Annotated in this window: 25 protein-coding genes and 1 pseudogene; 5 read left to right on the plus strand and 21 right to left on the minus strand. The window is 47.7% G+C overall.

Annotation, left to right across the window (positions count from 1 at the left end; genetic code table 11):
* The first annotated feature begins 545 nt into the window (after nucleotides 1-545).
* Entirely contained in the window at nucleotides 546-1,481 is a 936-nt protein-coding gene (corA, locus tag PAV_RS17225) for a magnesium/cobalt transporter CorA (RefSeq protein ID WP_005548485.1), read from the plus strand.
* 134 nt (nucleotides 1,482-1,615) lie between these two features.
* Here the strand turns inward: corA and PAV_RS17230 are convergent, their stop codons facing one another.
* Nucleotides 1,616-2,296: a VOC family protein gene (locus tag PAV_RS17230; protein WP_005548486.1), complete on the minus strand. Its 681-nt coding sequence runs from the start codon at nucleotides 2,294-2,296 to the stop codon at nucleotides 1,616-1,618.
* Nucleotides 2,297-2,368: 72 nt separating this feature from the next.
* Nucleotides 2,369-2,737 carry a winged helix-turn-helix transcriptional regulator gene (locus PAV_RS17235; protein ID WP_005548487.1) on the minus strand — a complete coding sequence of 123 codons (369 nt, stop codon included), beginning with the start codon at nucleotides 2,735-2,737 and terminating at the stop codon, nucleotides 2,369-2,371.
* Nucleotides 2,738-2,879: 142 nt separating this feature from the next.
* Between PAV_RS17235 and PAV_RS17240 the strand changes: the two are divergent.
* Nucleotides 2,880-3,974 (plus strand): annotated as a pseudogene (locus PAV_RS17240) (LLM class flavin-dependent oxidoreductase).
* Nucleotides 3,975-4,112: 138 nt separating this feature from the next.
* Here PAV_RS17240 and PAV_RS17245 read toward each other — a convergent pair.
* Nucleotides 4,113-5,168: an HRDC domain-containing protein gene (locus tag PAV_RS17245; protein ID WP_005548490.1), complete on the minus strand. Its 1,056-nt coding sequence runs from the start codon at nucleotides 5,166-5,168 to the stop codon at nucleotides 4,113-4,115.
* 274 nt (nucleotides 5,169-5,442) lie between these two features.
* Between PAV_RS17245 and PAV_RS17250 the strand changes: the two genes are divergently transcribed.
* A complete protein-coding gene (locus tag PAV_RS17250) occupies nucleotides 5,443-5,739 on the plus strand; it encodes a DUF3055 domain-containing protein (RefSeq protein ID WP_005548491.1) in 297 nt (98 codons plus the stop codon).
* A gap of 102 nt (nucleotides 5,740-5,841) precedes the next feature.
* Here the strand turns inward: PAV_RS17250 and PAV_RS17255 are convergent, their stop codons facing one another.
* The 16 genes from PAV_RS17255 to PAV_RS17330 form a co-directional block, all read right to left on the minus strand.
* Nucleotides 5,842-6,732: a 5'-3' exonuclease gene (locus PAV_RS17255; RefSeq protein WP_005548493.1), complete on the minus strand. Its 891-nt coding sequence runs from the start codon at nucleotides 6,730-6,732 to the stop codon at nucleotides 5,842-5,844.
* Between the two features lie 184 nt (nucleotides 6,733-6,916).
* Nucleotides 6,917-7,621: an MgtC/SapB family protein gene (locus PAV_RS17260; protein WP_005548495.1), complete on the minus strand. Its 705-nt coding sequence runs from the start codon at nucleotides 7,619-7,621 to the stop codon at nucleotides 6,917-6,919.
* Between the two features lie 344 nt (nucleotides 7,622-7,965).
* The gene (locus PAV_RS17265) at nucleotides 7,966-8,340 is read right to left on the minus strand and encodes an arsenate reductase family protein (RefSeq protein ID WP_005548497.1); all 375 of its coding nucleotides are present in this window, start codon (nucleotides 8,338-8,340) and stop codon (nucleotides 7,966-7,968) included.
* 40 nt (nucleotides 8,341-8,380) lie between these two features.
* The gene (locus tag PAV_RS17270) at nucleotides 8,381-9,376 is read right to left on the minus strand and encodes an RluA family pseudouridine synthase (RefSeq protein ID WP_005548498.1); all 996 of its coding nucleotides are present in this window, start codon (nucleotides 9,374-9,376) and stop codon (nucleotides 8,381-8,383) included.
* Nucleotides 9,369-9,953: a cob(I)yrinic acid a,c-diamide adenosyltransferase gene (locus PAV_RS17275; RefSeq protein WP_005548499.1), complete on the minus strand. Its 585-nt coding sequence runs from the start codon at nucleotides 9,951-9,953 to the stop codon at nucleotides 9,369-9,371. The genes PAV_RS17270 and PAV_RS17275 overlap by 8 nt, the downstream gene beginning before the upstream one ends.
* Before the next feature lie 65 nt (nucleotides 9,954-10,018).
* Nucleotides 10,019-10,585: a bifunctional adenosylcobinamide kinase/adenosylcobinamide-phosphate guanylyltransferase gene (locus tag PAV_RS17280; RefSeq protein ID WP_005548500.1), complete on the minus strand. Its 567-nt coding sequence runs from the start codon at nucleotides 10,583-10,585 to the stop codon at nucleotides 10,019-10,021.
* Nucleotides 10,586-10,683: 98 nt separating this feature from the next.
* The gene (locus PAV_RS17285; protein ID WP_005548501.1) at nucleotides 10,684-11,328 is read right to left on the minus strand and encodes a hypothetical protein; all 645 of its coding nucleotides are present in this window, start codon (nucleotides 11,326-11,328) and stop codon (nucleotides 10,684-10,686) included.
* Nucleotides 11,329-11,352: 24 nt separating this feature from the next.
* Entirely contained in the window at nucleotides 11,353-11,547 is a 195-nt protein-coding gene (locus tag PAV_RS17290) for an aspartyl-phosphate phosphatase Spo0E family protein (RefSeq protein WP_306416469.1), read from the minus strand.
* 213 nt (nucleotides 11,548-11,760) lie between these two features.
* Nucleotides 11,761-12,969, minus strand: coding sequence for an aminotransferase class I/II-fold pyridoxal phosphate-dependent enzyme (locus PAV_RS17295; RefSeq protein ID WP_005548505.1), 1,209 nt, complete (start codon nucleotides 12,967-12,969; stop codon nucleotides 11,761-11,763).
* A 13-nt stretch (nucleotides 12,970-12,982) separates the two neighbouring features.
* Nucleotides 12,983-13,483: an Lrp/AsnC family transcriptional regulator gene (locus tag PAV_RS17300; RefSeq protein WP_005548508.1), complete on the minus strand. Its 501-nt coding sequence runs from the start codon at nucleotides 13,481-13,483 to the stop codon at nucleotides 12,983-12,985.
* 263 nt (nucleotides 13,484-13,746) lie between these two features.
* Entirely contained in the window at nucleotides 13,747-14,145 is a 399-nt protein-coding gene (locus tag PAV_RS17305) for a spore coat protein (RefSeq protein ID WP_005548509.1), read from the minus strand.
* A gap of 27 nt (nucleotides 14,146-14,172) precedes the next feature.
* A complete protein-coding gene (locus PAV_RS17310) occupies nucleotides 14,173-14,442 on the minus strand; it encodes a hypothetical protein (RefSeq protein WP_005548511.1) in 270 nt (89 codons plus the stop codon).
* Nucleotides 14,443-14,882: 440 nt separating this feature from the next.
* Nucleotides 14,883-16,088 carry an MFS transporter gene (locus tag PAV_RS17315; protein WP_005548514.1) on the minus strand — a complete coding sequence of 402 codons (1,206 nt, stop codon included), beginning with the start codon at nucleotides 16,086-16,088 and terminating at the stop codon, nucleotides 14,883-14,885.
* A gap of 88 nt (nucleotides 16,089-16,176) precedes the next feature.
* Nucleotides 16,177-16,707, minus strand: coding sequence for a hypothetical protein (locus PAV_RS17320; RefSeq protein WP_005548516.1), 531 nt, complete (start codon nucleotides 16,705-16,707; stop codon nucleotides 16,177-16,179).
* Nucleotides 16,708-16,968: 261 nt separating this feature from the next.
* Nucleotides 16,969-17,388, minus strand: coding sequence for a DUF350 domain-containing protein (locus PAV_RS17325; RefSeq protein WP_005548517.1), 420 nt, complete (start codon nucleotides 17,386-17,388; stop codon nucleotides 16,969-16,971).
* Between the two features lie 22 nt (nucleotides 17,389-17,410).
* Nucleotides 17,411-19,774 carry an endonuclease MutS2 gene (locus PAV_RS17330; protein ID WP_005548520.1) on the minus strand — a complete coding sequence of 788 codons (2,364 nt, stop codon included), beginning with the start codon at nucleotides 19,772-19,774 and terminating at the stop codon, nucleotides 17,411-17,413.
* Between the two features lie 154 nt (nucleotides 19,775-19,928).
* Between PAV_RS17330 and PAV_RS17335 the strand changes: the two genes are divergently transcribed.
* Complete coding sequence (locus PAV_RS17335; protein WP_005548522.1) at nucleotides 19,929-20,285, plus strand: phage holin family protein; 357 nt, start codon at nucleotides 19,929-19,931, stop codon at nucleotides 20,283-20,285.
* Between the two features lie 144 nt (nucleotides 20,286-20,429).
* Nucleotides 20,430-20,807, plus strand: a complete 378-nt coding sequence (locus PAV_RS17340; RefSeq protein ID WP_005548524.1) for a cupredoxin domain-containing protein — start codon at nucleotides 20,430-20,432, stop codon at nucleotides 20,805-20,807.
* Nucleotides 20,808-20,909: 102 nt separating this feature from the next.
* On the opposite strand, the gene PAV_RS17345 is transcribed toward PAV_RS17340, so the two are convergent.
* On the minus strand, nucleotides 20,910-21,521 hold the full coding sequence (locus PAV_RS17345) for a CvpA family protein (protein ID WP_005548526.1): 612 nt from the start codon (nucleotides 21,519-21,521) through the stop codon (nucleotides 20,910-20,912).
* Nucleotides 21,522-21,567: 46 nt separating this feature from the next.
* Nucleotides 21,568-24,843, minus strand: coding sequence for a cell division protein ZapA (zapA, locus tag PAV_RS17350; protein ID WP_005548528.1), 3,276 nt, complete (start codon nucleotides 24,841-24,843; stop codon nucleotides 21,568-21,570).
* Nucleotides 24,844-24,955: the final 112 nt, after the last annotated feature.

The raw sequence follows: 24,955 nt of genomic DNA on the forward strand, positions 1-24,955 counted from the left end.
TTATATGAATATTCATTTGATTTGGCCTTGGTAATAATGTACGGCAAAGAGAAGCTGTTCGTCAAGAGGGTGAACACAACAAAAAAATCACCATTCAAACACCATCGCATAGGCTAATTACTGACGAATTCCGCCAATGGATTTAGTCTTGAAAGGATCAAGTACGAGCGTTATACTTAACAAGGTGCGTCAAAGCCTTAACCATCTATGATTAGCTGGGAGCTCATGGTTCCCTAACGAGACGCATGGTGCATAATGCCACGTACAATTATTCAAGTTGAGGTGAGTTCGGATGGATGGCGACCCGAGGTCGTTCCGTAGTACGTACGTACAACCGAATATAACGATTCGACAGGCAGCGGCAAGTTCGCAGTCCTCTGTCGGGACTCGTGCCTCCGAAGAGAACCTAGCTCAGCATTGTGCCTAGGCTTATATCACGTGCGCGAACGACGGACTGCGCATGCTGCACCAGCCTTGTTCGAATCGTCTGCTAACATTAGACGATGCGCATGTCGCAATGGCGACAGCGCCAAGGAGTGAGTGCAATGAAAATCCGTCTGGTCAATGAGGGCGTCTTCACGACTGAGGAAGATATCAATGTCACCTTAACACCGCCAGAGAACGGCTTCTACTGGATCGATGCTGACGTTGAGGATCTAGCTATTCTACAACCGTTGTTCCACATGCATGATTTGGCTGTAGAGGACTGTATGAGTGAAGAAGAACAGCGCCCCAAAATTGAGATTTATGAAGGTCACTACTTCATCGTGTTCAACAGCATCCGTTTTGACGATGAAGAGATCTTTTTACGCTCATTGAACATTTTCCTCGGCAAGCATTTCATTATTACTGTAACGAAGCAGAAGATTAATGAGCTCCGCATGGTGAAGCCCGTATTGTGGGAGCAGCAAGCAAGCACACCAGACCTTATGCTTTACCTGCTCATTGACTTGGTCGTAGACAACTACTTCACGGTAGCGGATCGTATTGAAGCGAAGATCGACAAGCTTGAGGAAGAGCTCATTATGAGCACAAAGAAAGAACATCTGAATGAAATCATAAGTTTGCGCAGTGAAATTCTATGGCTGAAGAAGGGGCTTGGCCCTCAAAAAGAGGTACTTCTTGTCCTGTACCGCAAGGAATTGCGCTTGATCGGCGACGACCTGCAGAAGTACTTCCAGGATATTTATGAAAATGCCGTCAAGGTATCAGAGACGTTCGAAACATTCCGCGACCTTATGGGAAACTTGCGGGAATCGTATCAGCTTAGCATAGCCAATCGCGCGAACGATATTATGAGAGTCTTCACAGCCATTACAACCATATTCATGCCGCTAACACTCATTACAGGTATTTACGGCATGAACTTCGGATATATTCCGATTATGGACTGGGAGTATGGCTCCCTGTATATGATCGGATTCATGCTTGCATTAGGTATTTTTATGTTCTACTTATTCCGCAAAAAAGATTGGATCTAACAACTGGCGAGGGTGATTCCAAAGTCATGAACGATGGCTTTGGAATCACCCCTTATTTGTTCTATGCATCGATATTCTCATTTTCCTAGCAAAGCAGTTAACTATAATTAGTGTTCATGCAGCCTATCTCATTATCAATGGACTGTTGCGCTGCCAAGATGGTAAGGCAAACCGGAAAGCTCTACGAAATGATTTGCTTTCCCTTCGATAACGACTTTTACAGGAGCCACAACAGGCATTCTGCCGTCAGGAAACCAAGGACGAGTCATATCAATCAGGATGAACAATCCTTCTTCGTCACCCACTCCAGCAAATTGCTTGCCATCACCTCGCCATACCTGTAAGGAAAAATCTTCACAAATGCGCGCAAGTCCTTTCTCAAATTGGTAGAGTGGTAGACCTATTTCGCTAATTCTAATCATACTGTGCGCTCCAAAAGGAGACTGTGCCGCATTTTGCAGTGCGTGATGCGCTATAAATTCAACTAAGTTGCCTTGAGGATCATAAAAGTAAGAGGCCGTTGCGTTCCAATCTTCAAAAAAATACTGGTTTTTATTATCTTTCGTGTACAAGGAAATACCTTTACGCTGAACCCATTGTCCTGCCTCTTCGAGTTGGTTCGCTGGAATCGTAAATGCAAAATGATAAAATCCCTTACTGGAAAAGGATTGCTGGAAGATTAGCCGCGATTGTCCAGCTTGCACAGTGAACGACTCTGTTGTTTCTTCCTCAATCGGGAATTCCAACACCACACTATAAAACTGCTTCATTTCATGGAGACGATCCGTCTGCAATGTGATTTCCGCAATCCGCATGCATTCACCCTCCCTCTCATGTTTCCTATCACAATCGATCTATGTTCCAGTTGTTATAAAAAAAGCATATCACTACATTTGAGTACGTGTACCAGTCGATCCATCATGGTTCTGTTGCAAGCGAGACAAGTGATTCATTCCCCAATCCTGGAGCGATTGCAGGATCGGAATAATACTTTGTCCATATTCCGTAAGCGAGTATTCTACTCGCGGCGGTACTTCAGGGTATATTTCCCGACTAACAACCCCATGCTCTTCAAGCTCTCGCAAGTGAGCTGTCAACATTTTCTGCGTTATTTCCGGTATGAATCGTCGTAGTTCATTAAAGCGCACGGAATCAGACTGCGACAATCGATATAAGATTCTCGGTTTCCATTTCCCCGTAATAACATCTATAGCGGAATTGGCTCCGGGACACTCCCCTTTTGTTTCCAAAATCACAATTTCTTCCCATCAATGGTATCCTCAACAATACTATACCACTTTATAGTGCCTACTTTTCAATTTCCTCAAGAGACATCATAATTCGAATTGCAACGAACAGAATCCAGTGCATAGTTTCAACTAAATCATATGAGGTGAAATGGGATTGAAGAAGAACATCTCGCGAAATAGCAAGAGCCATTCCGGTATCGAGATCGGGGTGTATACATTTGGGGACGTCATTCAAGATCCGCTGACCGGACGAGTCATCAGCCCGCGACAACGTCTTGAGGAGATTGTAGCCGCGGCCAAGTTAGCTGACGAGGTGGGCCTCGATGTGTTCGGCGTCGGCGAACACCATAGGCTGGATTTTGCTGTATCCGCTACACCGGTGGTCTTGGGGGCAATTGCCTCCGTCACCGAGCAAATTCGGTTGACGAGCGCAACCATGGTGCTCGGCAGTTCAGATCCTGTGCTCGTGTTCGAAGATAAAGCCACGCTTGATTTACTTTCGAACGGACGGGCCGAAATTATCGCCGGTTGAGGAGCGCTCGTCGAATCGTTTCCTTTGTTCGGCTACGATCAGGCAGACTACGAAAAATTGTTCGCAGAGAAAATTGATCTGCTGCTTCAACTTAACGACAAAGAACGCATTACTTGGAACGGCAGACTTCGCAAGCCTCTTAACGATGCCGAAATAGCACCGCGTCCAGTGCAGCAGGCACTGCCCATTTGGGTCGGCGTTGGCGGTTCGCCAGAAAGTGCCGAACGTGCCGGAACATTGGGAGCGAATATGGCACTTGCGATATTAGGGGGCGAATACGCCAAATTCAAGCCGCTGGTGGAAATATATCGAGAAGCAGGGGTAAAGGCTGGCCACAACCCGCAAACTCTCCAAATCGCCGTAACAGGTCACGGTTACGGCGCCAAGACCTCACAGCAGGCAAGAGATGAATTCTATCCTTATTACGCGAATTACTGCAAGCACTTCATGCGACGCAGCGGCCGCGAGTCCATCATAACCCTTGGCGACTTCGAGCAACTTGCCGCTCCAAATCATGGCCTCTTTGTAGGAAGCCCACAAGAAATCACCGAGAAGATACTCCATCAGCATGAATTGTTCGGCCATAACCGTTTTATTGCCCAGATAGATATCGGCGGCCTCCCTTTCTCACAAGTCGCTGCAGCCATCGAACTGTTGGCCGCTGAGGTGGCACCCGCCATTCGCCGAGCAACCACGCATATCCACCAATGAATCGGAACTATATAAAATACATCCACCCCGTTCCATGTTAAATTGTGGAACGGGGTGTTGCAAGTCATAACGGTAATTCCATTCAACACATATCCAGCATCAAACGATTGCCGCCTGAAACACGCGATATTCGCTCTCTCAGCTCGCTGCCTGCGTGGTACTGTTCCTCACTCTACTGCGATAGAGAAGCCGAAGGAGGCGAATACGCTCATAGTTCGCCTGCACCTCAGTATAGGAACCATCCAGCGCTTCCTCGCCAAATGCCCGCACATAAATTGGCTTCAAGTACTCTTCACCCAGTTCAGCAAAAGCCTGCTCAATGACTGCTCTCTGTTCTTCCGGCATCGAACAGAGCTCTGATTCAGCCAGATTGTTCACATTGTAGCCATCACGCTCTACCGTCTCAATGCGCATGATCAATTCACGCCGATCCACCTGTAGACGCTCCATTAATTGCTCAATAGAAAGCTGCTGCTGCAGTCCTTCTAGCAATACGCGCCGATCTGTAAGCTTGGAAAGCTCTTGGTTCTGCTTCGACTCCCATTCCGAATATACCCACTTCGCGAACTCCTCTTGTGACACAACTGTGGATATCCAATCCGGCGGAAAGGTCGTCGTCCGTTCGAATTGCTTGGCAATCGCAATAATATCTTCACCATAGGCGTTCAGCTTCGCCTCACCAAATCCAGGGAGCTGTTTCAGTTCTTCTAAGGTCTGCGGTAGCAGAGCGCTAACCATACGGAGCATGCGATTAGTCGCAATCCAGTATGGAGCTCGCCGCAGCTTGCTCGCAACATCCCTGCGCCATTTCGCAAGCTGTTCATACACCTCGGAACGAGCATACAAATCCGCGTAGCAAGCGATCCACTCATTGCGCTCCTTCATTCTTCGCTCATGTATATCAGCTTCCGGTACAAATCCTATCGACAGTCGATACCCGGAATGGAGCAGACGCGCCAATCCGCACCGCATCGCCGCACGCATTTCCGCCCATACTGTTCCCTCAAACCATACTTCAGACGGCTGCCCATCCGGTTCCCAGAGGACAATCCATTTCCCTTCATCCTCTCCTGCAGTCACTAATCCATATGTACTATACTGACGAGACTCATCTCCCGAATCTCTCTTATCCAGAACCTTATCAACTCCTTCCAGCTTCATTCGCTCCAGCCTAGCCATCCATACAATCTGCATTAACTACGCCTCCTTAGTCAATAGGATCGATAATGAGTTAACATCCTCTACTGCTGTGTTCTTCTATTCACTTCTCGGACAAAAAAGAAAGCACCCCATCACAATACGTACATACGTATCGCAATGAGGTGCTTCCTCGTCCTAGTTATGAATTTATTACCATTATAGCATGCTTCTCACAAGTGTCAATTCCTGTATTTCTATTTCTAAATGTTGGACGCTACTATATAATAAAGTCATTCTTATTGGAACAGCAGTTAAGGGAGGCTAACAAATGAGCAAGCACGATCTTGATTTTTTGTCAGACACCACAGAGACGACAACGACTCGCTTCGTCACCTTCGTTGGGCACAGCTATCGCCGCTTTGACCTCGCGATTACATCAACAGGCCGTTTTTACGGCAAGAAGCTCGTTACCGATTTACAAAGCGGGCTAACCGCAATACTTGGTCAGGACGATCTCAAGGAAGAAGGATACTTGGAATCTTTTTATCGTTTGTCTGAGGAAGAGGGAGAAGAGCTGCGCGGCTTCCTGTACATGGTGATTGGCGAGGCACAATTTACAGATTAAGACTTGCGCAATTATTTTCGGTATCTTGCACTTTATACGGATCAAATATGCCAAAAGGGAGGAGCAGTTGCCCCTCCCTTTCATTTAGCCGCTGCACATTGACTACAAGCCAACATACGAAATCATACTCTTCATTTCAAGCCGTTCAAATATTTCGCTGACGGATTCGCGTTCTGGTGCAAATACACATACATCTGCCTTGCATTCCACCGGCACATCGCATTGAATGCGTGCAAGCTGACGCGACAAGTGAAGCATATCAAGGTCTGCTTCAATCTTCGTTCGCACACCCTTCGCCAGCTCCGATAAATTTTCCAAGATCCCTTCAATGCTGCTGTACTGTTGAATCAGCTTATGTGCAGTTTTTTCACCGATACCTCGAACGCCAGGATAATTATCCGCTGTATCCCCCATAAGCCCCTTCACATCAATAACCTGTTCTGGAGTCAACTGTCTCTCTTCCAGCAGTGACAACGGGGAGTATACTGCGTAATTACCGTGCCCTTTCTTCATGATGACAACCGTAGTCTTGTCATGTACCAGTTGCAGCATATCATGATCGCCTGTCAATACATACACATGCATATCTTCACGGAATAGGCGCGCCAAGGTTCCGATACAATCGTCTGCCTCATAGCCTTCAGCCGATATATTAGGAATGCCGAATCCATCCATCACATCCCGAATCAATTGAAATTGAGGCACTAAATCTTCTGGACAATCGGGACGATTTGCTTTATAGTCTGTGAATTGCTCTGAACGAAATGTTTTACTTCCGAGATCCCAGCAGCAAGCAATATGCGTCGGCTCGAACCGCTCAACTGCATCCCAAAAATATCTCATGAAACCATACACCGCATTTGTTGGTGTTCCATCCTTCATTCGGCGAATCGAACCGCCGTATGCTGTAGCGAAATAGGCGCGAAATAAGAGCGCCATTCCATCAACGAGCAGTAAGCGCTGCTCTTTATTCCCATTCAATTGTACTTCCATTGGTATGGATAACCCCTTTCGCTTCAATGCCTAAAGACAAGTATATCATAATTCCTCCATGACCTAGATAACGGTTTCTGCCAAGCCCGGAATCCATACCATTTGATTGCCCATCTAAATTGATAGTTTTTAATTTAATCGCGGTCTTCCTCTCCTTTCATGCAGCCGTTAGCTATCCTTAGAGCTAAAGCTGCTCAATCTCCACACTGATTACGTGCTCGATGTTCTTAATGTAATAATAAATTTCCGTCAGATACTGCTGACTCGGCACAGAAAGAACCAGGTCGATTCGCTGACGATCCGAATCCAAATCCTTCAGCTTAAAGTGGCGGATATGAAACTCTTCGGCAGCTGGCCGATCCTTGCGCTGAATTTTCTTAATTAGATCGGTCATTTGGTGGTTGGACTCTACGACGATCTTCAACGACACATCATGCCGATTCAGTCTTGCAGGCCCAATCATCTTAATTGCATTCGGAATAAGATTGACAGCTGCAATCAACAGTGCTGCCCCACAGGTTGCCTCCAAATAGAAACCGGCCCCAATCGCCACACCGAGTGCCGATGCAGACCAGATGAGCGCTGCAGAGGTAAGTCCAGATATTACCTCATTGCTTCTGCGCAAAATAACGCCCGCCCCAATAAAACCAACCCCGCTAATAATTTGTGCAGCCAAGCGCATCGGATCCATATTCGGATGATTGGTTCCGCCAAATTTCCCGAATGCCTCAATAGAAACAATCGTAACCAAGCAGCTGGCTATGCATATAACCATACTTGGTCTTAGGCCAAGCTGTTTTTGCTTTATTTGTCTGTCGAGTCCAATTAACAAGCCAAATAATAGTGCCAAGCACAGCTTCATCAACATTTCCAAAGTCAAAAATATCATGCCCGTTCACCTTCTTCCTCAAATTCACATCTACTGCCGTAGAAAAATGCACGCAAAAAAGCCCCCTCGCAAAAAGGGAGCTTACCGCATCCAACACCTACATTACTCGCATGTCAAAATAAGCCTACTGTATCCTCACGCTAATACCAAGCAAGATGAATCAAGGCATAACAAAACATGGGAGGGCCGTTAGTGTTGGACGGGTCCTCTTTACGATTCCATAACCATTGTTTAGAATAGCTCGGACTTCCTTCCAACAATTCCCCTCCCCTTTCTTTGTAAGTTAAATGCTCCATGTGGAATCTTACTTGTTCATGAGGCTTAACATGACCGAAGCATTTCACTTAATGCATGGAAGCTGTTCCCCACGCTTCTGCAAACATGTCCTCCTTGAAGCCAACCGTAGCCCGCTTCCCATCTGTGACAATCGGACGTTTGATCAGCTTGCCATTCGAAGCCAGCAGATCCAACTGCTCCTGCTCACTCATCGCAGGGAGCTTGTCTTTAAGCTGCATCTCCTTGTATACCTCGCCAGACGTATTAAAGAACTTCTTCAATTCCAAGCCGCTTTTAGCTACAAGCTTACGTAATTCCTCACTGCTAGGCGGCTCCTCAACGATTGGGATCAATGTAACCTCATAGCCCTTTCCCTTCAGCCACTGCACTGCTTTTCGGCAAGTGCTGCACTTTGCATATTGATACACCGTAACGTTCATCATTCATTTTCTCCTTTCTTATCCTCAATTGTGAATGACCGTCCTATCCTAGAAGCCGTTCATGCAGCTCCACTAATTCTGGAGGAAGCTCAGCCGTGAAATGAAGCTCCGACCCATTCATCGGGTGCTTGAATCGCAGCTCAGAGGCATGCAGCGCATGCCGTGTTAATGGCTCGACTACCGCATGAAGCAGGGGAGTATTTACCAAGCTCGGATCCGCGTAGAACTTATCGCCGAGCAGTGGACATCCGATATGCTTCATATGTACCCGGATCTGATGTGTGCGTCCCGTTTCCAGACGGCAGCTTACACGTGAAGCTTGCCCTTGATAGGTTTCCAGCACATGGTAATGTGTAATGGAGTCGTAACCGTCTGGCGTTACGACACGAAGGTGCGGCTGCTCCTTATCTCGATCGATTGGCGCGCGCACGGTTCCTTCTTTCTCCTTAGGCACGCCAAACACAAATGCTTCATACTGCTTCCATACCTCATTATTCTGCATCTGATCTGCTAGCTGATGATGCGCATGTCCATGCTTGGCAACAATAAGCAGACCAGAGGTATCTTGATCGAGCCGATTCGCCGGACGAAACCGGGTACGCTCCCCCCGCATGCGCCAATGATGAACGACCCCATTCGCCAGTGTTCCATTTGGATATCCCTTAGTCGGATGTACAACCAATCCTGCCTGCTTATTGAGCACGAGAATATCCTCGTCCTCATACACAATGTGAATCGGGATCGGTTCGGGTTCTATCGTCTCGACATAGTCTTCTGCAATCTCCACACGAATCACATCACCTGCACGGAGCTTATCGCGCACAGTTAGCACTCTGCCATTATATTCGGTACCGCCATTTACCGTTATCGCTTGCTCTAATGTCTTAAGCCGCTTTAACAAGCGTCTGGATAAGTTCATCCTTGAGCGAAGAACAGTGCGGAGCTGAATCCCTTCCTCCCCTTCAGGAACTACATACGACAGCTCAGCTGCTACTTCCCCTGCCAAGGTGTCCGATTGCTGCTCTCGTTCTTCAATCATGCTGTTCCTTCTTCCCGAACACGTCAGCACTTCGCACATATTCCTGATCCTGAACACCAATAAGCATATTGGCACGGCGGGCTGCTGCGAAGAAATAATCTGACAATCGATTCACATACTTCATCACGTCCACGTGAACTGTCTCTTGATGTGAGAGTGTAACAAGCTGCCGTTCAGCTCGGCGGCATACCGTTCGACAAACATGCAGGGCCGCCGCCGTTTCCGATCCCCCTGGCAAAATAAACTTCGTTATCGGCGCATTCGCAGCCTCGTGCTCATCCACCCATTTTTCCAGTTGCTCCACTTGTTCGGATCGTATTTTATAGATAAACTTGCCTTGCTTCTTCTCTGCATAAGCAATATCTGCACCACAATCAAATAGCTCATGCTGGATCGTGGACAATTGCTCGCGCAACATCTCCATCTCACTTCTCCGACAGCATGTGATCGCCCATCCAACGAAGGAATTCAACTCATCGAGTTCACCATATGCCGTTACCCGCAGATGATCCTTCGGTACACGTCCTCCAATCAATGAGGTCGTTCCTTCATCTCCCGTCCGCGTATATAATTTCATTTGCAAATGCCCCCCTCACTACCGATCTATCTTGGGCTTCAAGTCTCCTGCACGCGTCACAAGGTTTACTTTCGCTTCCGTTTTGCGCTAATGTCCTCTGGTATGCCTGATGTCATGCGGAACCATTGCGAGCTTCGCTTCACCAGCTCACGATTCAATGCAGCGTGCTGCACAATGTATTCCACTTCCAATTGATTGGTAAACGGTGTATATCCCGGCGGCTCATTCGTAATAATGAACAGCTTGCCTTGAAATATGAACAACGCCTCTTGCAGCTCCATTCGCGCAGCTGTCAGCCGTGCAGTATATGCTGCATGATCCTGTTTATTGCCCAGTTCATCCATAATTTTCTTATGCGCACCGTATAAATAAGCAGTAACGCTGTCAATAACCAGCACGCGCCGATCTGCTCGAAACATATTCGATTGCTCATTAATCCGATGAAGAACCTCTGGCAATGCATATTCCGTATCTATGGTCTGCCATGTGAAATGGGGTGGCGCAGGCAATTCATCCGGAGGCGGTGTATGTTGGGTTTTCATATAAAATCCTTCATGCCCGAAAGTTGCTGCATAGTGCAGTGCAAATGATGTTTTTCCGCTCCCGGTGCTTCCTGTTACACCAATGATCACGAGCGCTCCCCCCTTTCACCTATTCTGTCTTAACTTGATGCTCTACGATTGCTTGGATTTCGCTATCCGCAATGTTCTTCCATTCACCGCTTTCTAACTTACTTCTTTGCGGCAAGTGCCTTAATAATCTCTACGGATCTGGCTTCATCTGGAGTCCGTGAAGGGATCGTAACAGACAACCCCTTCTCCTTAATGCCGTGCTTGTTCAGACCTGGCAGCTGCTCAGCCGGCAGCGAGAATAAGAAAGTTCCCTTACGTTCATTCTTCCCTTCATATACGGAACCTTCATACACGCCTTCGCGATATGTTTTGGCATCGAAATATTTATCCATCGGCACATGTCCTCCCTGAGGAGCCATTCTCTTCGCATCCTCTTCCGGAATGATCATGACACTATTTTCCCCTGCCGCATATTCCACGAACAGCTTCTCAATGCTATACAGCGGCGAAGCTACCACTTGGACTGTAAATTTATTTTCAAACGTCTTATTGAGATCATCCTGCAACGCTTGGGTCATTTCAGGAGGTACTGACGAGGATGTCATAATGAAAATCGTTGCATCCGCCTTAGGCCCCCCACAACCACTCACAAGCACAAGCATTACCGCTAGAACACCGATCCATCCCCAATTACGCATAATAGCCTGTCCCCTCTCTACGCAGCCCACATCACTGATATCTGTTAAGTTAATCCCAACCTTCACTATATCATAAACAACATAGGCAAAAAAAGAAGACTCCACGTAGGAGCCTTCTACTTGCTTCATCTATTTCATCAATTGTGATTTCATGTATTCATTAATTTTCAAATCCAACATGCTGCTAATCTCAATCACTGTCTCCGCAGTAAAGGATTGCTCCTCTTGAAACATTTGCTCCATCTGCTTGCGAAGGACAAGGATTTCATACTCAAGCGCCAGAAGCTTGGACGAAACGTTTCTTGTTCTGCCCGACCATCTCAAATGAGATCTTTCTTCTCTCACTGAACTATGCGGATACGACGTCAATGTATAGTTCGAACAAAACAATCGACCTTTCCTCCCTTCATGGCTTGACTAGAGTATCCTAGATATCTCCAACTGTTCCATAACATGGAACAGTTGAGCGAGACATGTTATATTATACCAGAGGAAAAGAAAGAAAACTAGTTCATTTTCGTTGATTATGAATAAAAATCACATTTCCTGCTTCATCTTGTCGAGAAAACGCCCCATACGGTCGAGAGCTTCATTCAACTGCGTAACAGATGTCGCATAAGAGCAGCGAATATGGCCCTCACCTCCCAGACCAAATACATCGCCGGGAACGGCTGCAACCTTAGCTTCGAACAGCAGCCGATGTGCAAATTGTTCCGAAGTAAGACCTGTAGACTTAATGGATGGGAATGCATAGAAGGCCCCTTGCGGCTCATGGCATTCCAGCCCAATCTCGCGGAAGCCGTTCACAACGAGACGTCTGCGCTGATTGTAAGACTCCATCATATGATCCTTCTCACTCATACCATTGCGCAGTGCCTCAAGTGCCGCAATTTGTCCCATAATCGGTGCACACATGACGGTATATTGATGAATTTTCATCATCGCAGCAATGATTTCCGGATGACCGCATGCATACCCCATACGCCAGCCAGTCATCGCAAATGCCTTGGAAAAGCCGCTGACAAGCACGGTTCTGTCCTTCATCCCCGGAATGGAAGCGAAGCTGACATGCTTCTGATCATACGTTAACTCCGCGTAAATTTCATCTGAAATCACGATCAGATCATGCTCTTCAACAATCTTGGCTATTGGCAGCCAGTCTTCATATGTCATGATGCCGCCCGTAGGATTGCTCGGATAGCACAGAATCAGCACCTTGGACTTAGGTGTAATTTTGGCTTTTAACGCCTCCGCTGTCAGCTTGAATTGATTTTCAGCGTGCGTTTCAATTCCTACCGCTACACCACCGCCAATTGATACGATTGGTGAGTACGAGATATAGCACGGTTCTGGTATTAAAATTTCGTCGCCAGGCGCAACCAACGTCCGCAGCGCCAAGTCGATGGCCTCCGATCCGCCAACCGTTACCAGCACTTCCTCTGACGGTTCATACTTCACATGGAATGAATGGTTTAAGTATTCTGCGATCGCTTCGCGAAGCTCCAGCATCCCTGCATTAGAGGTATACTTCGTACGACCGCGCTCCAATGAATATACGCAAGCTTCACGAACATGCCAAGGCGTGCAAAAATCCGGTTCCCCAACACCTAAAGTGATGATATCCTTGCTGGCATTAGCCAAATCGAAGAACTTGCGAATACCGGATGGGGCAATATCGCGCACGAGTGGATTAATGTAGCCGCTCATAGAGCGTACGCCAGCTTGCTTCTCTTCTTCTTTAATCATGGTACATCACCTTTCACGGGGTAATTACGAGACGATGATCATCCTCGCGCTCTTCATATATGATGCCATCCTGCTTATACTTCTTCAGGATGAAGTGAGTTTTGGTCGATAGAACTGATTCAATCGGAGACAGCTTGTCGGATACAAAGGAAGCCACTTCACGCAGGTTCTTCCCTTCCACCTCAACAAGCAAATCATATGCACCGGACATTAAGTAGACGGATTTCACTTGCGGGAACAAATAAATCCGCTCAGCAATGCCCTCAAATCCGCGGCCGCGCTCAGGCGTAATTTGAACCTCAATGAGAGCCGTAACCGTCTCGTCGTCAACTTTGCTCCAATTCACTACCGTTGCATATTTAACAATGACGTGCTCCTCTTCCATCTCGGCAATCGCAGTGCGTACCTTCTCTTCGTCCACGCCTAGCATCGTAGCGATGAGCGCCGGGGAACGACGCGCGTCCTCTTTTAACAATTTCAGTATGCTAATATTAAAATCGCTCAATTCCTTCATATTCGTTCCTCCCTCGGCCTGCAGCGGCAAGCCGATTTTAGTGTAAATATGCTACATATGATACACCTTTTCACAGCCTCGTGCCAATAATCAGTGGTCTTCGCAATGAATCCGCTTTATCTCCTACAACTATGATACCTGTTGCCTTAATGGAATTGAAGGTCCACGGCCACGCGAAATTGCGGCTGTACTGGTTGGTCTTTGCATTGTTTGCCTCAGCAAGAGAAAAGGCTGCCGATGTGCTCAGCAGCCCTCTATCCTTTTTACATGTAATTGTTATAGTTCCCTTGGTGATGCTCTTGGGAAGGATAAGCATGCTGCTGATAGTGACCATATCCCGCTCCCGCTTGGCCAAGCTTCTGTTGTACGAACTGATTGCACTTCATTTGCAGCTGTTGATTGTCATTCAATAGCTTGTTTATCTCTTGACGCAAAGCAGGTGACGCTACGGAATACATATTATTTTGTTCCATAATCGTGAACAGCTGACCTTGCAGCGTTAACGTGCTATGCGTTAACTCAGTGAACATCTGCCGTACCACCGGACAGGCAGCCTCCGTAACACCTGTTGTATATTCGCGAGAGGTTCGCTTCAAATCTGCCAAGATCGAAGACAGCAAGTCCTTTTCTTGCATGAATTGATTATTTTGAGCTCCATTCATACTGCGGCTCCTCCTTCATTCCTTCTATTATTGAGATTGCTGCGGGCTGGTTGGCGCCAAATGTGCGTGCTGCTGTAGAGTATGCAGCAATGCATTCATGTGCTGCTGATGAACATTGATCATTTGTGTCAGCGCCTGTTGAACGCCGGGAGTTGTCGCTATCGAAGCGGTTGCCGCACATTGCTTGATAAGCAAATCTTCATTGGAAATGGAGTCAACGATATACTCTAATTCTTTCGCTGATAATGGCTTCATAGAGCCTTGATGTGACTGTTGGTTATGCTGAGCATATTGCATCTGAGCATACTCCTTTCATCATGTCTGTAGGTTGTTGTTCTCTATGTATTATGAACCCAATATCAGGGAAATATGTAACCGAAAATACAGAATAAGGGGGAAAACCCGTGGATTTACTATATGGATCGCGTTCTTGGGAACCTATATTGCCTAAAAGGATTGCACATTCTCCCTGACAACACACAGTGGGGATCTGCATAAGATACGGCAAGAACGCTTTTTTGATTTGGGAAACGAAGCGGCATTTTATACTTGCGAACCTCAACTGATAAGCGAATTGTTGCAGGTGGGTGTTACGATTGAATGTGGTTCCCATCCAGACGCTGGACTATTTCGGTATTCGAGGAGATAAGTTGTGAATCGAGATTGACGTCATATCCTTATTTGAGAATGTAATGCATGAAAGCCCCACTGCTTCTATGAAGCATGCAGGGCTTTACTTATTTCCCCGGAGGATGATTTTTCACTAATGTTCGGACACATATTGCACTGATAATCGGAAACGCTCCAATGACAGTCAAAAAAGCAACGACTACCGCATCTGTCGTTTTCCATTGAACAACAACTAAATAGGCTGCAACTCCCACCATTCGCCCAATCAGCAGGCCAAATTCACGCAATACCGTCAGTTCGACGCGCTGTGATGCGGACTGCTCATTTACTCCCATAATGTCGAAAGTAACCGACGTCATTGGGATAACGAATAATGGTGAGAACAAAGAAGTAATGACACCGAATAGCAACAGACTTCCATATCCAACATGGAAAAACAGTGGAATGACCGCAAGTGCCATAGCAATTGTTCCGAGAAACAAACCCGGTGCACGGAAGGCCGGGCGCATAATCTTACCGATTACATAGAAGCTGCCTAATGCAGCAGCTGAAGTAATTAGCGTGTAATTCCCCAGCTTCATTTCGTTTGTCGTCGCAATATACACCACCAGTCCAATTAAGAAAGCGAAGACACCATCCCTGACACCTTGTGCAGCCAGCGCCGGCAGCGCGAGCCTCCAAGGACTATCGGTGGATTTCCACTCTGTAAAGGGCAGCGTCCAGTTATAATGCCCCTCAGGAGGACGCTTGCGCAGCCAAAAGCTGAAAATAATTGCCCCAATAAACACCCCGAACGAAACGGTAAAGATAATGCGATAACCTATCCCATCGCCAAGCTTGGAGATCAGATAACCGGAAGCCCACGGTGCAGCCATACCGCAGCATGATCCAATTAGGCCGGCCCAGCCATTATATAGGTCACGATTGTCAGGGTCTGTTACCTCAAAATACACCACGTTATAAGCAAGCCAAAAGGCCCCGAATGCTGCACCTAGCAGGAATCCCAGCAGCCATATGTAATCAACAGCACCTTTGCCGAGCCAAAGCACAGCTGCATAGAAGGCTCCCGCTAATCCGATTCCAAGCCGCAAGCAATTCATTTTGTTGCCTTCCTTTACCCACTTGCCGGCAAAATAGAAGACCAATCCACTGGATATTTGCTGACTGAACGCAAACCAGCCGATTAAGCTGTAATCGGAGGCTGCCTTCCATAGAAAAACATTGACGAATGCCCCGGATAGAGCATTCGCCAACGAAAAGAGGCCAAAAACGATCAACAGCAAAAGCGATTGAGCGTCAAGACGCGCTGTCACGAAGGGAACCCCTCCCTTGCTTAATCGGGCATATAGCCCTCTTCGTTACAGCTTTTAAGTTGCCCTAAAGCAGGCGTCTTATGATATTTTATTCTGACTGCGCGCGGCGAACGACTTCCATCAACGGCTCACGATGCGGTTCGGCCAATACTTTTGATACTTGGAAGCATGATGTGCACACATATACATTCATTCGGAAAGGCGCCGTTACAATTGGCTCCTTCAACGATTCTGATACATTCGGCTCAAAATGATTGGAGCTAATGGTTTCTGTGCCGGCCAGCAACATATATTCTCTGCATTGTGGACATTCTGGTACTTCAGCTTGTCCATGCAGTGCCTTGTCCACTCCCTCTTGATAGCGCAAGGAATCTGAATCGCCGAACATGGCAGCATCCTCTGCCCATCCGAAGTTGGACCAGCCTTTTTCTTCTGCTTCTTCCTGATCATGCTCGTGCTCATCATGATCGCCATGCTGCTTATCGGGGTCATGCTCAATATCTACATTCAATGTTCGATAAGCATTCAGTTCATTGTGGCAATGTGGGCACTCCTCTTCAGGACCAAGCACCTCATCCCACACAATTTCCGTATCACACCAAGGACAAATTTGACTCATGTCCTATCAACCTGCCTTTCGTAAATGAGAAGGCTCCTTCAATTGCTTGCAGAGCACATCCCTCAGTTATCTTAGATGTCTTCACTCAATATCGTTATACTCGTCCGTGCCTGGCTGCTACTACTGATAACAGCTTCTACAGGTTCACCCAATACACGATTCCGATAATAATAAATATCGCTGCCAATGCAAACAGTGTTCCCCATAAGTACTTCATGCAAGACCTCCGCTGCGATAGTAACGAACCTCAAACCTACTGATCTATTTAATGCTAGCTCCAATAATGTAGGACATGGATACCGAGATCACCATAGACAATAAGCCTACTGCACGATTATCCTTTTGAATCTCATCGTCCAACTTGAAGTACGGCATCAAAAATCCAAACAAAAAGTAAGCCAATAACAGCAGTACATACCCAAGGGCCGCCCATGTCAATGATGCATACAGTGTATCCCGCGCTACCATTCCGAAGCGAAAGATATTGCAAATCCCGAAGATTTTACCGGATGTGGCCATCGCAACACTAATATTTCCTTTGCGAATTTCTTCCCAGCATCTGTATCGCGTCACTAATTCAAATATGGACAAAAACAACACAAGCGCCAGCACGGTTACAGAAAAATAGGCACACATGGATACGTATGGGTTACTAAGCCATTGCTCAATAAATCGTTCCACATTCATCCTCCCCGGTTCACTGTTACTTCAGTTCTGCAACTGTAATTCCTGTACCACCCTCACCATAGTTGCCGAGACGGAACGTCTTCACATGTTTATGCTTGCGCAGGAACTCCTGGATTCCCGTTCTCAGAATTCCCGTCCCCTTGCCATGAATGATGTACACTTGTCCCAAATTAGCGAGCAGCGCCTCATCCAGGAACCGATCCACCTCAATGATGGCCTCTTCCAAGTTGGCTCCGCGCAAGTCAAGCTCAGAACGTACATTATCTGCTCGTGTACGCTTCACATTTGTGCCTGTTTTGACAGACTTGCTGCTCTGCTTCGAAGCCGAGGAAGTGACAAGTTCCAGATCGTCCATTGGAACCTTCATTTTCATAATGCCAAGCTGCACGACTGCTTCGTTGCCCGCCAGTTCGACTACGCTGCCCTTCTGATTCAAGCTGTACACCATAACGTCATCCCCAGCTTCAATCTTGCGAGCCTGCTTCTTCGCTGGCTTCGCCTTGGAGGCAAGCTTGCTTGCTGGAGCAGCTTCATCCAGCCGCTTGCGCGCCTCGGTTAGCAGATGCTCCTTCACATTTACGCCTTCCTGAGCGAGCAGCTTCAGTTCAGTAATGATGTCATCCGCTTCATGACGCGCTTTACGAACGATTTCGCGCGCTTCCTCGGAAGCACGCTCGATTCGCTTGTCGCGCTCTGCGTGAAGCTTCGCTTCCTCAGAGGCAAGCACTGCTCGAAGATGCTCTGTTTCCTTCCGTATCCTCTCCGCTTCCTCGCGTTCCGCTTCTGCACGAAGACGGTTCTCCTCTAGTGAAGCGATCATCGTCTCGATACGCATATCCTCTTCTGTCACTTCTCCACGAGCATGTTCAATAATGGAGGATGGCAGGCCAAGGCGTTCTGCAATTGCAAATGCATTGCTTCGGCCTGGAACACCAACAAGAAGTCTATACGTTGGACGCAGTGTTTGCACATCAAATTCCATGCTGGCATTAATAACGCCCTTGCGCTCATATGCATATGCCTTCAGCTCACTATAGTGAGTGGTTGCAACGATTCTGCAGCCCAGGCGATGAATATGTTCGAGAATCGCAATCGCCAAAGCAGAACCTTCCGCAGGATCTGTTCCCGCTCCAAGCTCGTCTAGCAGCACAAGACTTTTCGGTGTCATTTCACCTAAAATGCGAATAATGTTCGTCAAATGACTGGAGAACGTACTCAAGCTTTGCTCAATACTTTGCTCATCACCGATGTCGGCGTAAATGGCATCAAATACACACATTTGGCTGCCGTCCTGCGCCGGTATAAATAAACCAGACATGGACATAAGGCTCAGCAGCCCCATCGTTTTCAACGATACTGTCTTACCACCTGTGTTCGGTCCAGTAACAATGATTGAGGTATAGTCATTGCCAAGCTCCACGTCAATTGGCACAACTTTTTCCCTATCGATAAGCGGGTGGCGGCCTTTAATCAGCTTCATATAACCGCGGTCATTCATGCGTGGCAGCGTAGCTTTCATCTCATGCGCTAAGCGAGCCTTGGCAAAGATAAAATCCAACTGCTCCATGATATCTGTATCATTCAATAATAGATCCACCTGCAAACCTACATGTTCGGTCAATTGAGACAGAATCCGTTCAATTTCACGCTCTTCTTTGAGCTTCGTTTCCCGCAGCTTGTTATTCAGCGTAACAATCGCTTCCGGCTCGATGAAGAGCGTAGCACCAGAGCTTGATTGGTCATGTACAATTCCGCCATAATGACCGCGGTATTCTGACTTAACCGGGATTACATACCGGTCATTTCGGATAGTGATGAGTTGCTCCTGCAGCATCTTGGATGCATTGGATGATCGAATCATCGATTCCAGTTTTTCCCGAATACGGGCTTCTCCGATGCGCAGCTCGCGACGTGCAGCTGCCAGCTCCGAACTGGCTTGATCCAGCACTTCACCCTGCTCGTCGATACAGCGTCTAATCTCATCTTCCAATTCTTTTTGCCAGCTTAAAGAATCCGCCAGCTCCATCATCAGCGGCACCGGGTTGTCCTCATGTACACTCTCAATATGGCGTCTCACGCGACGACCTGCGAAGATCAGCACGGAAATCTCCCACAATTCATTTGCGCTTAGCATTGCATTAATGCGTGCGCGCTTTACGGCAGGGCGTATATCGGCAACACCAGAGAAGGGAGCTCCGCCCTTCAACCGATCTATCGTCATCGCCTCATCCGTCGCCTGCAGGCGACGCTTCACTTCCTCCAAATCCGTGCTCGGCAGCAGGGACAAGGAAGCATGTTCCCCTAACGGGGTAGCCGCATGTCGGGCAAGCGATTGCAGTATTTTATGGTAATCCATTGTTTTTAAAATTTTCGAGTCCAAAACAAGTCACGGCTCCTCTCGCTGTTCATTATAGCGGTATACCGAAATAATGGCTATCCAATGTCTGAACATGCCACTCATGAATATCGCGGATAAGGTTACAATAATTGTTGCACAAACCTATACCCTTCAAACGAGTAAGGAGGAAAAGTCCATGAGTTTTCTCGGTCATGTCGTTCGATTCATTGTGGCAGCCATCGTATTGATGGTTACGGGCTGGATTGTGCCGATGTTTACCGTAGGCGGTTTCTGGAGTGCCTTAATCCTTGCCTTAGTCATAGCCTTATTCGGCTGGATTGTCGAAGGCATTTTTGGAAAAAGAGTCACGCCGTTCGGACGCGGGATCGTTGGCTTCATCGCCAGCGCCGTCGTCATTTACATCGCTCAATTCTTTGTTGGCGGTGTATCCGTCTCGGTACTTGGCGCTATTATTGCAGCGCTTGTCATTGGATTGATCGACTTGTTCATTCCAGTTGCGACACCATTCGAAGCTGGCCGCGAGTCCAAATAACGGCCTAATGTCTCGAGGGCTGCTTCCTTCGTTCTGAATGAGCGAGTCCATGTATAACCCCCTTCTCTTCGCTCCATACATGCAATGGAAAAAGTTGATACTTTCCGTTACACTATATGGACGAGGAGAGGAGGAATTATACAAATGCTGGCAAGAAGCAGCCTAAGGTCGCTCATCACATGCCTATCGCTCACAGCGTTTATGGTCTCTGGATGCGGCGGACAATCCAATCAGGCTCAAGAAGACAACGTAAAAACAGACAAAGAGCTCGTGATTAAAGCAACTAATTTCAAGTTCGATAAGTCTGAATATCGCGTTAAGTCAGGTGAACCAATCCGTATCGTATTAGATGCTGTTGGCAATCACGGGGTTGCCATCAAGGAGTTACATTTGTCCCTTGATCCAACTCATCCCCAGCAAGTCATAACTCCGGAACAACCCGGTACATACGACTTGTCATGCACGATTTTGTGCGGCCCGGGACACAATGAGATGACAGCTAAATTTATTGTCGAAAAATGAGCGGCCGCCGTGATCCCTGTCTAGTACCTGGGGGACGGCGGTCTGTTCATTCGTTCATGTATGTGATTGAAGTTACGTACACGCACGATTCAGCAAGAGATACTATAGCCACTGAGCCCACTTTACAGCCTCAACCATAACATCTGGCATCCACTTTCCGGTTCTGTCAACCCATAATGAAGAATCAACCCAGCTACGGAATGCTCCAGCAGGCCAAGCTCGCAGCAGAATATATATCATACACCACAAAAAGATAAACTGCACCAAGCCGAGCACAGCTCCTGTTACCCGATCCACGGTTCGTACCGGTTTTACATCTGTGAACTTCTTCAGAGCAAAACGTATAAGCCATAGACCGACCAATACAAACGTAAACAACAGCAAAAAGGCGACGACAGCGTGTACAGTATCCATCAATGAAGCCGTCAAAGACGCGTCCCCGCCTGTATTCGCTCCTGTCCCGCTGCTAGTTGAGGTGAACACTCTCTTCCTCACCCATGGTACAAAATCCACATAAAATCGGGCTGCAACGATAAATGCTGCAATATAGCCGAAGAGGGAGAGCGCGATAGATTTGAATCCTCGCACAGCTCCCAATACCATACATGCAACAGCCGCTCCCACTATGATGTAATCCAGGACGTTCCATGAAGCAAATACCGCTGCAACTTCCCTCCATACCTTGTCAAAAAACAATCCTATTTCATGCATCATTTATTTGGCAGTTCCTTATGTTTGATTCGTTTGTCCCCCATTAATGCTACTCAATCATCTCCAGCCACTCATTAAATTCACTCTGAAGCTTGGCATATTCATCCTTGAGCTTCGTGTATTCATCGCTAAGCTTCGTGTAAGCTTCCTGTGTCTCATCCACTTGTCTGCGCTCTTTTTCCCGCTCCAGCTGCGATAATCGGAATTGATGGGAGAGAATCTCGAATTGCTCCTGAATAACTTCCATCTCAGAATGAGAACGAGCCTGCTCTTCAGCATGCTTCTTCGCTTCCTCGACCTCAGATCGCAACTGTTCGACCAGCCGTTGCAGATGCTCACGGTCTTCACTCCATGCTGCAGTTGTGTCCGACCATTGCTGCTCTTGCTGTGCCCATTCCTGTTCACGCTGCTGCGCCCGTGCCATAGCTTCTTCATATTGTTCAAGCTCTGCAATATAGAGCTGTTGTTCTTCTTCTAACTGCACATAGCGGGATTGCACTTCCTCCACCTGCTGCTTCGCTTCTGCCACGGAAGCAGCGGCTTCATGCTGCGCCTGCTGAATGCTTGCGTAGGAAGCTTGCAGTTCTTCCTTCTCCAATTCCATCTTGCGGCACTTATCTTCGAACTCGGCAAGTTGATCGTATAGAGCATCTTGTTCTTTTTCAATGTTCGCCTGCCATGCGCTCCGTTCTGCTTCGAATTGCTCCTGCAACGCAGCTCGCGCCTGATCCGCTTCACGCATCCATGCTGCTCGTTCTTGTTCGAGACGTTCATTCAGCTGCCGGTCATACTGATTCCGAAGTGCTTCAAGCTCTTCTTCCATACTTTGCTTCATCGCGTCAATCTGTTGCTGCAAATCAGCCGCTTCAGCCTGTACATTATCTCTAACGCGAATGAGGCGTTCCATTTCCACTTGACGCGCACGATCCAGCTCTTCCGCGCGTCCTAAGTGGCCTTCAAGCTGATGGATGCGGGCGTCCTTCTTTTGCATCGCCAGTTCAGCTTCCGCTCGCAAGGATTGCTCTAATTCCTCCAACTCCTTGGCGTGTGCCGCTAAAGCTTCATCCTGTAGTACAGTCCAGGCATCTATATCGCCTTCATATTGAGCACGCAGTTCCTGGATTTTCTGCTCGTACTGAGCTTGCTGTTCTTCCTGCTGCTGCTTCTCATGCTGGGCACGCTCTTCTGCCAGTTGCTTCTCATGCTGAGCACGCGCTTCTAGCAGCTTCTCCTCATGTTGAGCCCACTGCACCTGCTTCTGCTGTTCATATTGAGTACGTAGTTCTTCATTCTGCCGCTCATACCGAGCGATCAGTTCTTGCTCCTGCTGCTCAAGCTGCGCAAGCAAATCAAGCTGCTGCTCTTCATGTTGTTCAGTTGCTTCCTTCAATGCACGTACACGCTCTTGCTCAGAATGCTGCAGCTTCTCTTGATATACAGCCTCAACCTGCTGAACAGCCTTGCTGCGTTCAGATTCTGCCCGAGCAAGCTCTTGCTTCCACTTATCCTCAAGCTCCATCATTGACGTTCTTTTATCCGTTTCAGCTTGTTCCAACTGCTCCAGATGCTCAGTGATCAATTGATCCAGCTCCAGTTCATGCCTTGACTTGGCTTCCGCTAACTCGGCGTGCAATTGAGCAGTTTCCTTTTCGTATTTTGCCTTAGCTTCGTCCAACGCCTGCTGATTCAGCGCCTGCGCTTCTCCCATCGCTTCCTCTTGATTAGCAAGCAGTTGAATGATTTCTTCCTCGTATTTTGCTTTCGCTTCCTTCAAAGCCTCTTGATGAAGTGACTGCATTTCGTCCATTGCTTGCTTCTGATCAGCCAGCAGCTGTGCAATATCCTTCTCGCACTGTGCCTTTACTTCATTCAGCGCCTTCTGATGCAGTGCCTGCGCCTCATCCAAGGCCTGCTTCTGTTCCGCTTGCGCCTTCGCCAAATTGGAACGCTGCTCAGCCTTCACCTGCTCGATTTCTTTAGCATGTTGCTCGGACAATTCTTTTACTTTGGCAGCATGGCGCTCTTCTGCTTGCTTGCGCTGGTTATCTTGGGCAAACTTCAACTGCTGAGCGTACTGTTCATGCTTTTGCTGCAACTGCTTCACATTCGTTTCATGCTGCTGCTTAAGCATTGTGAGCTGCTTATCTCGATCTTGAACCAGTTCCGCTTCTCTCTTCGCTAAGCGCGACTCCCAATCTGTTGTCTGGGCTGCCAATTGTCCTTCCCATGCGGCGGTCTGCTCCGCAAGCTGTTCTTCCCAATCCGCTGAGATCTGCTCGGCATTACGCTTTTCAGATTCAAGCTGCTCGCGCCATTGCTGTTCCTTGACGTTCAGCTTATCTGTCCATTCCTGCTCCCGCAAATTTCGCTCTTCCTGCCAGCTTTGTTCCTTATTCGAAAGCTTACGACTCCAGCTCTGTTTGGCTTCATCGAACTGCTTCTGCCATCCTTGCTCTGTGTCGGTAAGCTTGTTCTGCCATTGCTGCTCGGTCTCCGTATACTTGGCTTGCCAATCTTGCTCAGTTTGTGACAACTTCTCCTGCCAGCTCTGCTCGGACTCTGTCATTCTCTGCTGCCAGCTCTGCTCCGAGTCTTGAAGCTGTGATTCCCAAGTTTGATTTTGCTCATTCAGCTTCGTACTCCATAGACGCTCTGTCTCCTCCAGCTTTTCCTTGAGTGTACGCGCATGGAGCTGCTCCGCCTTCTGCTTTTCTTCCAGAACAGCCTTCAGCCGTTCTTCAACTTGCTGCAGCTTCTTCTTCTGTTCATTTTCACGCGCCGTCAACGATTGAATCCGACGCTCCGTCTCCTTCACCTGCTCGGTCAGCTTATGCACACGCTCTTCCGAAGCCTTATGCTTCTCGGCCAATTGCTGATTTGTTTCCTTCAGCTTTGCCGTTTCTGCACGAAGCTCTGCCGTCTGCTTTTCAGCCTTCGCTTTCTCATTGTTCAGCTCGGTTTGCAGCTTCTCCAGCTTCTGTGCAGACTCCTGACGCAGCTTCTCCAGCGCTTGCTCCGATTCCGTCTGAACCTGTGTCAGTTGCTTCGACAAATTATGATTCGCTGCTTCAACTTCCTTCAAAGACGAGCTAAGCTGTACTTGCTCATCCTTCACTTTCTGTACTTGCTCAGCAATATGTACCGCAGACAATACTGCAATGCGCGTTGTATCAAGACGCGAGTTGGCATTCGCGATGCTTCGCATATGCTCATCCACCATCGCCGCTACATTGCGCATGTAATCCTTGCTAGTTGTGCCTACCAATTTATATTGTGTTCCATATATTTCAACCGCTACTCGATGCTTATTATCCGGACTAGTCATTCATTGGTCCTCCTTACCTTCACGTGCCATGCTGGAGCTTGCAGCCCGCATGCAGCAACAATTTATTCCCTGTTTGCATCTCATATGCAAACTCTACTAGATAATTCGATAT

Origin of the sequence: Paenibacillus alvei DSM 29 (assembly GCF_000293805.1) — a bacterium.
Classification (GTDB): Bacteria; Bacillota; Bacilli; order Paenibacillales; family Paenibacillaceae; genus Paenibacillus_B; species Paenibacillus_B alvei.